A 12,951-nucleotide genomic window follows, 5' to 3' on the forward strand; every position below is an offset into this window, starting at 1 on the left:
CCTTGCGACACTTTTGTTGGAAGCAGTGCCGTGAATACTTCGTCTATGGAACCCACTCAGCAGCGCGATCAGCTTTATTTTTTTGATACCACCCTCCGGGACGGAGAGCAGTCTCCTGGCTGTTCGATGACGTTTGAAGAGAAGCTGTCCCTGGCTCATGGACTTGCCGAGCTCGGCGTTGACATTCTGGAGGCTGGCTTTGCGGTCGCCTCGGAGGGAGACTTCCATTCCATCGCTTCGATAGCGAAAGCGGTGCGCGGTCCGGTGATCGCATCGTTGGCGCGGGCACGCCGGCAAGATATCGAGCTTGCTGCCAAGGCCGTTGAGCCGGCCAAGCGTCCGAGGATCCATGTCTTTCTGGCGAGTTCCGATTTGCATCTGGAGTACAAGCTTAAGATCGCACGCGCTGAAGCGATCGCCCAGGCTGGCGAGTCCGTCCGGCTGGCGCGTAGCTATGTGGACGACGTCGAGTTTTCGCCCGAGGACGCCACTCGGAGCGATCACGATTTCCTCTGCCAGATGGTCTCCGTTGCGATCGAGGCGGGAGCAACCACGATCAATGTGCCGGATACGGTCGGTTATGCAACCCCGCACGAATATGGCGATCTTTTCCGCATGCTGAGGAAGCGGGTTCCGGGCGCTGAAAACGTCATTTTTTCGTCACATTGTCACGATGACCTTGGTCTGGCGGTGGCCAATAGCCTGGCCGCAATCGAGGCGGGAGTGCGGCAAGTCGAGTGCACCATCAATGGCATCGGCGAGCGGGCGGGAAACGCCGCCCTGGAAGAGATTGCGGCGGCATTGCACGTCCGCGCCGATCAATATCCGGTGCGGAATAATATCGTCCTCGATCGCATTTATTCTGTGAGCCAACTACTCGCTTCCGTGATCAGTTTCTCGCCATCGCCGAACAAGGCCGTCGTAGGCATCAATGCCTTCGCCCATGAAGCAGGGATCCACCAGCATGGTGTGCTCTCGAATCCCTTGACCTACGAGATTATGACTCCAGCGTCGGTGGGGGTACCCGGCAACCGCATGGTGCTTGGTAAACACTCTGGCCGTCGAGCGATGGCGCACCGGCTTCGGGAACTCGGTTACGATCTCGCCCCCGAAGACCTGGACATCGCCTATGTGGCCTTCACCGAGCTTGCCGATCGCAAGAAAGTGGTTTACGACCAGGACTTGATCAATCTCGTCTCACACCATCGCCGTCACCATGACTTGGTGAGTGAGTTCGTCGAGCACCCGATCGCGAAATCATCTTGATGATCCCCTGCTTTCCCAGAAACGTAAGAAAACCACTTGATTAATTCCATAAGGACAGACGATTGGCTCGCGGAAAGACCTTGAAAATACTCGTTCTTGCCGGAGACGGCATCGGCCCGGAAGTAACTCAGCAAGCCGTCCATGCGCTTCGGTCGGTTGCCGATCTTGGCGGCCACCATTTCGAGTTCAAGGAGATGGCGATTGGCGGTGTAGCGATCAAGAAAGAGGGCTCGCCGCTTCCATCATCCACTCTGGAGGCAGCCCTCGACAGCGACGCCGTGCTGCTCGGCGCAGTTGGAGGAAACGAGTTCAACCAGCTTCCTCCGGACCGGCGCCCTGAAGCTGGCCTCCTCGGTTTGCGCCAGGCGCTGGGCGGCTTCGCGAACCTGCGGCCCTCCTTCGCATGGCCGTCGCTTTCTTCGAACTCGCCATTGAAACCAGAGGTAGTGGAAGGATCTGACATCCTTTTCGTCCGCGAACTCCTGGGTGGACTCTATTTCGGTGAGCCACGGCAATGGGACCGGGAGACGAATTCGGCATGGAATACCATGCGCTACACCCGGGACGAAGTCGTGCGGGTGACGCGGATCGCTTTCGAACTGGCCGGCAAGAGACGGAAGAAGGTCACCTCCGTTGATAAGGCGAATGTGCTCGAGGTATCTCAACTGTGGCGGGCGACGGTGACCGAGGTCGCACGCGATTACCCCGATGTCGCGCTCGATCATCAATACGTCGACGCCTGTGCGATGCACCTGATGAATACGCCTCGCAACTTTGACGTAGTTGTCACCGAGAATCTTTTTGGCGACATTCTTTCCGATGAGGCGGCGGTGATTACCGGATCGCTCGGCATGCTGCCCTCGGCCACGATAGGGGGCGCGGTCAACTTGTATGAGCCGGTTCATGGCTCCGCTCCGGATATCGCGGGTAAGGGGCTGGCGAATCCGCTGGGCGCGATCTTGACTGCGGCGATGTTGCTTCGCCATTCCGGCGGCCTTGAATCCGACGCCCAGGCGATCGAAGCCTCGGTTCGTCAAGTCCTCGAACAGGGTTATCGAACTGCTGACCTGGCGCGTAGTTCCAGTCCGGGTATTCAGGTCGTGACGACTCAAGAGATGGGCAAGCAGGTCAACGAAACCTTGAACCACATCATCGACCGCGGTCAGGCCTTACATGCCGTCTAGTACGCACATGACGGCCTCAGCGGGCAACGAACGCGGATCAATGAACCACAGATTGTTCTTCAGGAATAGAGTATGTCTGACAAACTAAGAACACTTTTCGAAAAAGTCTGGGACTCGCATGTCGTCGTCGCACCCGAAGGCGAGCCGACCATACTGTACGTCGATCTCCACCTCATCCACGAAGTTACTTCGCCACAGGCTTTCGAGGGACTGCGGCTTGCGGGCAGGCCGGTGCGAAGGCCCGACCGCTGCATCGCGACTGTCGATCACAACGTTCCCACGATCAAAGACCATCGGCTGATTATCGCCGACCAGATCGCCTCCAAGCAGATCCTTACATTGCGCGACAACTGCAAAGAGTTTGGCGTCGAGTTGTTCGATGTCCATTCTCCCGAACAAGGAATCGTCCATGTCATTGGTCCGGAGTTGGGGATTACCAAACCCGGCATGACCATCGTCTGCGGCGATTCGCATACCTCGACTCATGGGGCCTTTGGAGCGCTGGCTTTTGGCATCGGCACTTCCGAGGTCGAGCATGTATTGGCGACCCAGACGCTGCCTCAATCGCGTCCGAAGACCTTTCGGATCTCGGTCGAGGGCAAGCTTTCGCCGGGAGTAACGGCAAAGGACATCGTGCTCGCCATCATCGGCGAGATCGGCACGGATGGCGCGACCGGTCATGTGATCGAATATGCCGGCTCAGCGATCCGGGAGCTCTCGATGGAAGGCCGCATGACGGTCTGCAACATGAGCATCGAAGCGGGCGCCCGTGCCGGCATGATCGCTCCTGACGAAACGACCTTCGCCTATGTCAAGGGCCGGCGCTACTCACCACAGGGCGACAAGTGGGATGAGGCTGTAGCGCATTGGCGCAGTCTCGCAACCGATGAAGGCGCGACCTTCGACCGCGAACTGACTTTGCGCGCCGAAGACATCGCCCCGCAGGTCAGCTGGGGAACCAGCCCGGGTATGGTGGTTCCGGTGACCGGCAATGTGCCCAGCACCGCGCCCGACGATTCCGAGGCCGGCCGCCGCGGCTTTGAACGCGCGCTTGCTTATATGGCATTGAAGCCCGGAGTGCCGATCACCGGTATCACCATTGATCGGGTTTTTATTGGATCCTGCACGAACTCCCGCATCGAGGACCTGCGCGCAGCCGCACGGGTCGTCGCCGGGCATCACGTTCACACCAATGTCAGCGCGATGGTGGTGCCGGGATCGCAGGCCGTCAAAGCGGAGGCGGAGCGCGAGGGGCTGGACCGCATCTTTCTTGAAGCGGGATTCGAATGGCGCGAGCCTGGCTGTTCCATGTGCCTGGGTATGAATCCCGACATTCTCAGTCCCGGCGAACGCTGCGCCTCGACCAGCAATCGCAACTTTGAGGGACGCCAGGGCGCGGGCTCTCACACTCATCTCGTCAGCCCGCAAATGGCCGCTGCCGCTGCGGTCGCTGGACACTTCGTCGATGTGCGCGAATGGAATTTCGCCGGCCAAGAGGAGACCGCCCATGCAGCCATTTCGTAAGCTTACCTCGACGGTGCAACCGCTCGACCGCTCCAATGTCGATACCGACCAGATCATCCCCAAACAGTTTCTGAAACGGATCGAGCGCACCGGCTACCAGGATTTTCTTTTCTTCGATTGGAGAAAAGACCCGAAGTTCGAGCTCAACGACCCGCGCTACGAAGGTGCGCAGATCCTGGTTGCGGGCAAAAACTTCGGCTGCGGCTCGTCTCGCGAACACGCAGCCTGGACGCTCCATGACTATGGATTTCGCTGTGTCATCGCCTCAAGCTTTGCTGACATCTTCCATTCGAATGCGGGCAAGAACGGCATTCTGCTGGTGACGCTGCAGGAAGACCAGGTTGCGCGCCTATTGGAAAGAGCAAAGACCAACGATGGTTACACATTAAGCATCTCGCTTGAAGACAATATGATTCAAGACGGCGATGGCTGGTCGACCAGCTTCAGCATTGATCCATTTCGCCGCTACTGCCTGCTTGAGGGTCTCGACGACATCGGCCTAACGCTTCGCCATGAAGCGGCGCTCGATGGATTTGAGAGCCGCCACGACCAGGCATTCTGGCTCGCGCCGAGACCCGACGCCGCCACGACAAATCTGTAACAAGCGGAGATACAAACACAACATGGGCAGTAACGGAACGACAGGAACGCGTAATCCTAAGCAGAACAGCATCCCCCTCACGGAAGGTCCGAACCGCGCAGCCGCGCGCTCTTACTTAAGGGGCATTGGCTTTTCGAAGGAAGACCTGCACAAACCGATCATCGGTATCGCCAATACCTGGACCGAAATTGGTCCTTGCAACTATCACCTTCGCGATGTAGCAGAAGCGGTCAAGGAAGGGATTCGCGCCGCTGGTGGCACACCCATGGAGTTCAACACCATCACCATCTCCGATGGCATCACCATGGGAACCCAGGGAATGAAGGCTTCGCTGATCAGCCGGGAAGTCATCGCCGACTCGATCGAGCTGGTCTCCCGCGGAAATCTGTTCGATGGCGTCGTCGCCATTGCCGGCTGTGACAAGAATCTTCCCGGCACGGTGATGGCGCTCTGCCGCCTCGACATACCGTCGCTGATGTTATACGGGGGTTCGATCGCGCCCGGACGAGTCAAGGGGCCAGACGGCAAATTGACTGACATAACCATCCAGAACGTCTTTGAGGGCATTGGCGCGCATGCTCGCGGCCAGATCGACGATGCAGCGTTGGAAGTCCTCGAAGCGGCGGCATGCCCTGGCGCGGGCGCTTGCGGCGGACAGTTTACCGCCAACACCATGGCCATGGCCTGCGAATTTCTGGGCATCTCGCCGCTCGGCCTCTCTGGCGTCGCCGCGCTCTCGCCCGACAAACACGCTGCATCCAAAGCAGCCGGCGAGCTTGTCATGGCAGCCGCACGCAACGATCTCCGGCCCAGCAAGATCATCACGCGGGAGGGTATTGAAAATGCCATCGCCAGCGTCGCGGCTTCTGGGGGGTCGACCAACGCGGTGCTGCATTTCCTAGCGATCGCCCATGAGATGGGCATTCCGCTGAGCATCGACGACTTTGACCGCATCAGCGAAAAGACGCCGCTGCTGTGCGACCTCAAGCCGGGCGGCAAGTACGTCGCAACGGATTATCAGAATGCCGGTGGCAGCCGCTTGCTTGCCAAACGGCTGATCGAGGCGGGACTTCTCCACGCTGAGGCGCTCAACATCACTGGCCGCTCGCTCGCCGAGGAAGCGTCGCTCGCCGTCGAGACCCCGGGGCAGCCAGTCATTCGCGAACTCGACAACGCTATCAAGCCCACCGGCGGACTTGTCATTCTCAAAGGAAATCTCGCTCCCGACGGCGCCGTGGTGAAGGTTGCGGGACACAAGCGCCTTCAGCATCGCGGGCCGGCTCGGGTCTTCGGCACCGAGGAAGACGCCATGGCGGCGGTTGAATCCGGACTGATTCGACCAAACGACGTTGTCGTCATTCGCTATGAAGGACCGAAGGGTGGCCCTGGCATGCGCGAGATGCTGCTCGTTACCGCAGCAATCGCTGGCATTGCTGAGCTTTCTGAGACCGTGGCGCTCATTACCGATGGACGCTTTTCTGGCGCAACCCGCGGATTGATGGCCGGCCATGTTGCCCCCGAAGCGGCTGTAGGCGGCCCGATCGCGGCGGTTGAAGAAGGCGACATCATCCACATCGATATCCCGGATCGCAAACTCACCCTGGAAGTCTCTCAGGGCGAGATCGAGTCGCGGCTGCGGACCTGGACTGCGCCTGAGCCGCGGTTCGCGCGCGGGGTCTTCCGCAAATATACCGACAGCGTGAGTTCGGCTGCGCAAGGCGCAGTGACCAATTAGCGGCTACCCAAGCGCTCCTGCGAAGCGCTCAGAGTTCTGAAGGAGTAATGATGCCCATCGAAGCCACCAATCAACGCCAAGCCACCCATGCTGCCCGCCTCACCGGCGCCGAAATTGTCTGGGCGACGCTCGAAGGCGAAGGCGTTCGCGAAGTCTTCGGTTACCCGGGCGGCGCGATTTTGCCGATCTATGATGCGCTGCGCAAATTCCCGATTCGTCATATCCTGGTGCGCCACGAGCAAGGCGGTACACACATGGCCGACGGCTACGCGCGCGCCTCGGGGCGGGTTGGAGTGATGATGGCGACCTCGGGGCCGGGCGCGACCAACCTGGTCACCGGACTGGCGACAGCGATGCTCGACTCGATTCCAATCGTCTGCATTACCGGTCAGGTCTCGAGCAAATTCTTAGGCACCGACGCGTTTCAGGAAGTAGACATCACCGGGATCACGCTGCCGATCACCAAGCACAATTACCTCGTGACACGCGCCGAAGAGATTGCGCCGGCAATTCGCGAAGCATTTCTGATTGCGCGTTCGGGACGTCCGGGGCCGGTGCTGGTCGATATCACCAAAGATGCGCAGCAGGCGATCGCTGATTTCGATTTCGACGCCGCGATTCCGGGCGAGCAGCGAAAGCATCCGATGCTGCGCGTCGAGGAGGAAGCGGTGACGAACGCGGTTGAGATGATCCTCGCCGCCAAGCGGCCCGTGATTCTCTCCGGTCACGGCGTTCTCGAAGCGCGCGCGAGCGATCAGCTGCGTACGCTCGCCGAGCGGCTGCAAATTCCGGTCGCGACCACTCTGCTTGGCCTGGGCGGATTTCCGGCCTCGCATGAGCTTTCACTTGGCATGATGGGGATGCATGGCGAATCCTGGGTCAACGAATCCATCCAGCAGGCCGATCTGCTGATCGCCTGCGGGATGCGGTTTGACGATCGCGTCACCGGAAGTCTCGCGACCTATGCGCCGAAGGCGAAGAAGATCCATATCGAAATCGATCCCGCCGAGATCAACAAGAATGTGGCGGTTGATGTAGCCCTCATCGGAGACCTGCGTGAGGTGCTGGAACAGTTGCTCCCTCGCCTCGCTCCTCGCTCGGCAAAGAAAGATGGCTCCGCATGGTTGCGGTCGATCCGCGCGCTCAAAGGCACGGCCTCGGTGCGCGACATTCAGAACCTGCCGGACAATGGCCACCTCTATGCCGCGCACGTGATCAACGATATCTGGCACGCCACCGGCGGCAAGGCGATCATTGTGACCGACGTGGGTCAGCATCAGATGTGGGAGGCGCAGTATTACAAGCACGATGAGCCGCGTTCGCTGATCACCTCAGGAGGGCTCGGCACGATGGGATTCGCGCTACCCGCGGCCATCGGCGCCAAGGTCGCCTGTCCCGAAAAGGAAGTCTGGGTCATCGCCGGAGACGGCGGCTTCCAGATGACCTCTCCAGAGCTCGCGACGATCGCACAAGAGGGCCTCGACATCAACATCGCGATCATCAATAACGGATTTCTCGGCATGGTTCGCCAATGGCAGCAGCTTATCTATGACGGAAATTATGCGTGCTCGCCGATCTTAAGCCCGGATTTTGTGAAGCTCGCGGGCGCGTTTGGAATTGATGGCGCGACGGTTACAAATAGGCCGGAGGTGCTGCCGACGATCGCTCGCGCTCGCACTTCAGGCCGCGCCTTCCTCATCGAATTCCAGGTGGAGAAGGAAGACGGCGTTTACCCCATGATCGCCCCTGGCGCGGCGCTGCATGAGATGATTCGCCGGCCAGATCCGCTGATTGAAACCACCTCCGACGTATAGCAAGCGTGGGATCGCAGGCCCAGGTTCGGCCAGGGTCGAATTCGTTTCGGCAGCAGAAAGAGAAAAGATGCTCCACACATTTGTAGCTCTGGTCGAAGACAAGCCCGGCGTTCTTACGCGCGTCGCTTCCCTCTTCCGCCGTTTGAACATCAACATTACGTCGCTGACTGTCGGCCACTCCGAGCGTCCCGACGTATCGCGGATGACTATCGTTGCTGACGCCCCAGCCGGAGCGGCGCATCGCGTTCGCGCCAGCCTTTACAAACTTGACAATGTGCTCGAGGTGGACGACATAGGTCAGTTCTCCTGTGTGGTTCGCGAACTGGCGCTTATCAAGGTCGCGGCAACCACCAAGACCCGCTCCAATGTCTTCGAGTTGGCTGAAGTCTTTCGCGCCCGCATCGTCGACCTCGCGCCGGAATCCCTCATGCTTGAAATCACCGGAGTTTCGAGCAAAGTCGAGGGGTTGATCCAGGTGCTCACTGAGGGCGAGAACAAGATCCTCGAGATCTCCCGCACCGGACGCATGGTCATGCGCCGCGGCCAGCACACCAGCCGGGTGCTCGATGCCATGCGCATCCCGGAGCCCGAGCAGGTTATCCCGCTGCTTGAGGAGACGCATGGGGAAATTTCCGGCGGCGATGTGGATTTGGAGCTGATTGCGGAAGAGCCTAACAACCCGACATAGAGCCCAGGCTTCCATCAATGCGGATGCCCATGTCCGCGTTGGGCTGTGAGAAGGAGCCAATATCTTCAGGATCCATGAATCCCACATCTCAAAAGCGAGATGTGGCACACCCGCACCGCTCCAACGATGGAGCTTTACCTTCACGAAAAAGAAGACCAGCCAGAGCCGCCTTCGGGCGCGGCTGGTCGATTGACTTACCATTAGAACGACACTCTAGCGAACGAGGAAACAATGCCCAAGACCTATCACGATCACGACGCCGATCTTTCCCTGATCCAGCAAAAGAAGGTAGCCATCATCGGCTACGGCTCCCAGGGCCATGCCCATGCTCTCAATCTCAAGGACTCGGGCGTCGATGTCCGCGTCGGTCTGCCCGCCACTAGCAAATCAATTGACAAGGCCAAAAAGGCGGGCCTCGAAGTGCTCACCGTCGCCGATGCCGCGAAGTGGGCCGACGTGATCATGATCCTGACGCCCGATCATTCGCAGGGCAAGACCTATAACGAAGACATCAAGGGTGGCCTCACCTCGGGCAAGACACTGATGTTTGCCCATGGCTTCAACATCCGCTACGGTGCGATCGTTCCTCCGGCCGATGTGGATGTCTCGCTGGTCGCGCCGAAGGCCCCGGGACACCGGGTCCGCGAAGTCTTCGTCGAAGGCGGCGGAACTCCGGGCCTGCTGGCAGTCCATCAGGACGCGACGGGCCAAGCCCATGCCCTGGGCCTCTCCTACGCCAAGGGAATCGGCTGCACCCGCGCCGGAGTGATCGAGACGACCTTCACCGAGGAGACGGAGACCGATCTCTTTGGCGAGCAGACAGTGCTTTGCGGAGGAACTTCGGCGCTGGTGAAGGCGGCCTTCCAGACTCTGGTCGATGCTGGCTATCAGCCTGAGATCGCCTATTTCGAATGTCTCCACGAACTCAAACTGATCGTCGACCTGATGTATCGCGGGGGGCTTGCTTACATGCGGTATTCCATCTCCGATACAGCGGAGTGGGGCGACTACATCACCGGCCCGAAGATCGTCACTGACGAGACCCGCGCGACGATGAAGAAGATCCTCGCCGACATTCAGGACGGCACCTTCGCAAAGCGCTGGATTCAGGAGAACGAGACCGGCCGCAAAGACTTCGAAGCCTACCGCAAGAGCGAGTCGGGACTCCTGCTCGAGGAAGTCGGTTCGGAGTTGCGCGCCGCTATGCCTTTCCTCGATCCGGTTACGGTCAAGGACGGCCATCCGGTCAAGACCTCTGCTTCCCAGAAGGAATCAGTCACCGCGTAAGCAGAGCGCCGAGCGGGCGTGGCGTCTCCAAGGCCATTGCCTGGTTGCGCTGGTTGCGCTGCTTTCTGCGTCTGGCAGTGCTGCCCTTGTGGGGCGACTTGCGTCCAAGAAGGACGGGCTTGTCGCCCCGCAAGACCACATCACAGGTACAATTGCCAAATGGACAAGGTTGGTCCACAAGTTTAAGAATCGGCGAACAAAGAGGCAAGAGCATTTCCTTTCCGGCGAAGTTTGGACGGTCCATGCTGGGAATGAAAGTGGTCACGAGCCCTCGGGTCGCTGAGCAGTCAGGGGTTCAGGAAAGAATGAAAAAAACCGCACTGTTGTTCGTTCTGCTGCCGTTGCTGGCAGTGGCAGGTTTCGCTCAAGAAAGCCGACAGGATGCAAGTCTGAGCTTTACCGGTATCTTCCCTCTCTACGTCTACGGCAATACCGTCCAGCAGCATCCCCGCTACGGGTGGGGAGCCCTAGCGAGCTATCGCTACATGCTTACACCCCGCAGCGCGATCGAAGGGAACTACCAGTACTCGCAGTACGCCAACAAGTTCGTCACCAGCTTCAACAACATCCGCGTACAGACGAGGTTGCAGGAAGTTTCTGCGGCTTACGTCTATAACTTCAACTTCCGGAAGTTCAATCCATTTCTGGAAGGCGGAATCGGCGGATATCTGTTCTCACCCATCCAAGGATCGGGGACGACAGACCTTGATGCGAAACGCACTACAAATATCGGAGCCCTCTACGGGGCCGGTATCGCGTATGAGATCAGCCCGAGCTTCGACATCCGCGCAGAGTATCGAGGGATCACGGTGAAGGCACCCAGCTTTGGCCTGGCCAACTTCAAGACCAACCGCTGGTACCCCGTCCTGTCTGAACCAACCGTTGGCGTCGCCTATCATTTCTGACGCAGCCCCCGCGAACGATGTTCATTCGATCACCGGAAATGGCCCCGTAGTTAGCGGGGCCATTTTCAGCTGTGCGATCAATGGGCGATCAATGGGCATTGAGTGCCGAACGAGCCGGCAGGCAGGTCTCAGAAGATTCGATATGCGGCCCCGAAGCTAAATCCGTTCGGCGTCAGGCCATGAGTGGGCAAGCCGCCCCCCGGCGCCGAAGGCCAGAATTGATATTCGTAATCGATGGCGCGAATCGTGACGTGGCGATTGAAACGGTAGTCAAGGCCGCCACCGGGCGCAAGAGCAAAGTAACCACCGTGCCCCTGGTTGTTAGGAAATTCCAGTTCACCCGCTCCCAGCATGAATTTTACGTAGGGCACGAACTTGCCATAGCGGCGCGCATAACGCGGACCGACCAGATAGTTGTCCTCATAGCTGCCAAGAAACTGATTGAAGCGGAGCCAGCGGGCTTCCCCCTCAACGCCAAGCTTCCCCAGCAGGCTCCAATCCGCATAGATGCCGACGCCGCCCAGCCGTGGGGTGCTGTAGTCCGGATGAAAATTCGAGTAGTAGCCACCCACCGAGAGCGCAGGAATGCCGCCGCGCATCGCTGGAGCGGCTTGGCCCATCATGCAGGCAGGTAGCAACGTCATAGCAGCTGCCAAAATCAACCTTTTAATCAAAAGAAATCTCCTTAACTCCCAATCGCCTGGCTGCTTCCAGCACTCTATTGCGGACTCGGAGCCGGCGTCGCCGGAGGATTGGAAGGACTAGTGTCACCAGTGGCGGGAGACGGCGTAGCGGGCGCAGGCGGGGCGCCACCCTCTGGCGGTGCGGGCGTTGCAGTCGCAGGAGTTGCAGCGGGCGCCGGCTCGGTGTAACGGGTCAGCCGGAAGAAAATCGGCGTCACCTCAAACGGCATCTTGTCGCGAGCATTCAGCAGTGGAACCTGCTTTACATTGAGCTGGATTACTCGATCGTCCCAGGGATCTATCTTTAAGTGGCTCCCTAAGGGAAGTGCTGCGATCTGATCGAGCTTATCCATGTCGAGCTTTGGGGAATTTTTCGCAAGGTCGGCGAGCCACGGCGTGCCATCGGCACGCAGGAGTGAGTCTCCCAACTGAGGCGAGGTCAGAGATTTCAACGGCTTGGCTCTTACCTGAAGCTGGGCGAAGAACAACCCGGCATTTGGGATTTTATCGCGGTAGACCGAGTTGTTGAGAAACTCGACCGCCTTCTTGGCGGCGAGATCATCGTCTCCAGCGGTATGGCCCATGGAAATACGCTGGAAGGTCGCTTCGTCCGGAAATAGCAAGCGGTCGTTGAAGGCATAGCGGGTGTCGATGTGATGCCCAAGGGTGATGTGGGCCAGTTGGAAGGCGAGCACGGCCGCCAGTTCTTCCTCATAGGGCAACACGTCGATCAGGCCTTTGCTGAGCAGGATGGTGTTGCCAACGGCGAGCGATTCAAGCGGTGCGGTCAGCAGCACACGGCAGTGGATCGTATCGGGCAATGAGAGATTGTTGCCAATAATGAGATTGTTGGTGACAGTCTCGAGGACCTTATCGAAGTCACTTGGCTGAGCCAGAAGCCCGGCCTGCACCAGCCGGTCAAGAACATTGTTTTCAGCTTGCGTCACCCAGGCGCGGCTCGCCTGCAGTGGACTCACGTCCTGCGCCTGATCGCTCTTGTCAGTCACATTGTCGATCTGAACCGTCGCATTTTCGGTTTGCGAGCTTGGGAGCTTCAGCGAGTAGCCCCAGAAATATGTCTGGGCGCGAAGTCCTTCGTCGCCATCGTTCTTAGTCCGATGGGTCTCCTCGACATAGATCGCGGCGGGGAGCCATATGTCTGGCTGAATATTGAGCCGCCAGCTGTCGAAATGAAAGTATTCCGGGCGGTCGAGGTCGGCGTTGCCGGTGAATGTGCCGTTGAACCGGACGACGCTGACCATCC

Annotated in this window: 11 protein-coding genes; 9 read left to right on the forward strand and 2 right to left on the reverse strand. The window is 59.2% G+C overall.

Annotation, left to right across the window (positions count from 1 at the left end; genetic code table 11):
* The first annotated feature begins 30 nt into the window (after nucleotides 1-30).
* From ACPOL_RS05030 to ACPOL_RS05075, 9 genes are all read left to right on the forward strand, one after another.
* Entirely contained in the window at nucleotides 31-1,266 is a 1,236-nt protein-coding gene (locus tag ACPOL_RS05030) for a 2-isopropylmalate synthase (protein WP_338026750.1), read from the forward strand.
* A gap of 80 nt (nucleotides 1,267-1,346) precedes the next feature.
* Nucleotides 1,347-2,450 (forward strand): 3-isopropylmalate dehydrogenase, encoded by a 1,104-nt coding sequence (gene leuB, locus ACPOL_RS05035; RefSeq protein WP_114210601.1) that lies wholly within the window; start codon nucleotides 1,347-1,349, stop codon nucleotides 2,448-2,450.
* 72 nt (nucleotides 2,451-2,522) lie between these two features.
* Nucleotides 2,523-3,974: a 3-isopropylmalate dehydratase large subunit gene (gene leuC / locus ACPOL_RS05040; protein ID WP_114206085.1), complete on the forward strand. Its 1,452-nt coding sequence runs from the start codon at nucleotides 2,523-2,525 to the stop codon at nucleotides 3,972-3,974.
* Entirely contained in the window at nucleotides 3,958-4,575 is a 618-nt protein-coding gene (gene leuD / locus ACPOL_RS05045) for a 3-isopropylmalate dehydratase small subunit (protein ID WP_114206086.1), read from the forward strand. The genes leuC and leuD overlap by 17 nt, the downstream gene beginning before the upstream one ends.
* Nucleotides 4,576-4,597: 22 nt before the next feature.
* On the forward strand, nucleotides 4,598-6,310 hold the full coding sequence (gene ilvD, locus ACPOL_RS05050) for a dihydroxy-acid dehydratase (protein ID WP_114206087.1): 1,713 nt from the start codon (nucleotides 4,598-4,600) through the stop codon (nucleotides 6,308-6,310).
* A gap of 47 nt (nucleotides 6,311-6,357) precedes the next feature.
* Nucleotides 6,358-8,124, forward strand: a complete 1,767-nt coding sequence (gene ilvB, locus ACPOL_RS05055; RefSeq protein WP_236657244.1) for a biosynthetic-type acetolactate synthase large subunit — start codon at nucleotides 6,358-6,360, stop codon at nucleotides 8,122-8,124.
* 67 nt (nucleotides 8,125-8,191) lie between these two features.
* Nucleotides 8,192-8,812 (forward strand): acetolactate synthase small subunit, encoded by a 621-nt coding sequence (gene ilvN, locus ACPOL_RS05060; RefSeq protein ID WP_114206089.1) that lies wholly within the window; start codon nucleotides 8,192-8,194, stop codon nucleotides 8,810-8,812.
* A 231-nt stretch (nucleotides 8,813-9,043) separates the two neighbouring features.
* The gene (gene ilvC, locus ACPOL_RS05065; protein ID WP_114206090.1) at nucleotides 9,044-10,099 is read left to right on the forward strand and encodes a ketol-acid reductoisomerase; all 1,056 of its coding nucleotides are present in this window, start codon (nucleotides 9,044-9,046) and stop codon (nucleotides 10,097-10,099) included.
* A 305-nt stretch (nucleotides 10,100-10,404) separates the two neighbouring features.
* Complete coding sequence (locus ACPOL_RS05075; protein WP_114206092.1) at nucleotides 10,405-11,004, forward strand: outer membrane beta-barrel protein; 600 nt, start codon at nucleotides 10,405-10,407, stop codon at nucleotides 11,002-11,004.
* A 128-nt stretch (nucleotides 11,005-11,132) separates the two neighbouring features.
* Here the strand turns inward: ACPOL_RS05075 and ACPOL_RS05080 are convergent, their stop codons facing one another.
* Nucleotides 11,133-11,678, reverse strand: a complete 546-nt coding sequence (locus ACPOL_RS05080) for an outer membrane beta-barrel protein (RefSeq protein ID WP_114206093.1) — start codon at nucleotides 11,676-11,678, stop codon at nucleotides 11,133-11,135.
* Between the two features lie 44 nt (nucleotides 11,679-11,722).
* Nucleotides 11,723-12,949, reverse strand: coding sequence for a M48 family metalloprotease (locus ACPOL_RS05085; RefSeq protein WP_114206094.1), 1,227 nt, complete (start codon nucleotides 12,947-12,949; stop codon nucleotides 11,723-11,725).
* Nucleotides 12,950-12,951: the final 2 nt, after the last annotated feature.

It is taken from the genome of Acidisarcina polymorpha, from assembly GCF_003330725.1.
Classification (GTDB): domain Bacteria; phylum Acidobacteriota; class Terriglobia; order Terriglobales; family Acidobacteriaceae; genus Acidisarcina; species Acidisarcina polymorpha.

Bases quoted from the DNA above. Each gene is read 5' to 3' on its own strand.
- leuC (WP_114206085.1), top strand. From the start codon at position 2,523: ATGTCTGACAAACTAAGAACACTTTTCGAAAAAGTCTGGGACTCGCAT.
- leuD (WP_114206086.1), top strand. From the start codon at position 3,958: ATGCAGCCATTTCGTAAGCTTACCTCGACGGTGCAACCGCTCGACCGC.
- ilvD (WP_114206087.1), top strand. From the start codon at position 4,598: ATGGGCAGTAACGGAACGACAGGAACGCGTAATCCTAAGCAGAACAGC.
- ilvB (WP_236657244.1), top strand. From the start codon at position 6,358: ATGATGCCCATCGAAGCCACCAATCAACGCCAAGCCACCCATGCTGCC.
- ilvN (WP_114206089.1), top strand. From the start codon at position 8,192: ATGCTCCACACATTTGTAGCTCTGGTCGAAGACAAGCCCGGCGTTCTT.
- ilvC (WP_114206090.1), top strand. From the start codon at position 9,044: ATGCCCAAGACCTATCACGATCACGACGCCGATCTTTCCCTGATCCAG.
- ACPOL_RS05075 (WP_114206092.1), top strand. From the start codon at position 10,405: ATGAAAAAAACCGCACTGTTGTTCGTTCTGCTGCCGTTGCTGGCAGTG.
- ACPOL_RS05085 (WP_114206094.1), bottom strand. From the start codon at position 12,949: ATGGTCAGCGTCGTCCGGTTCAACGGCACATTCACCGGCAACGCCGAC.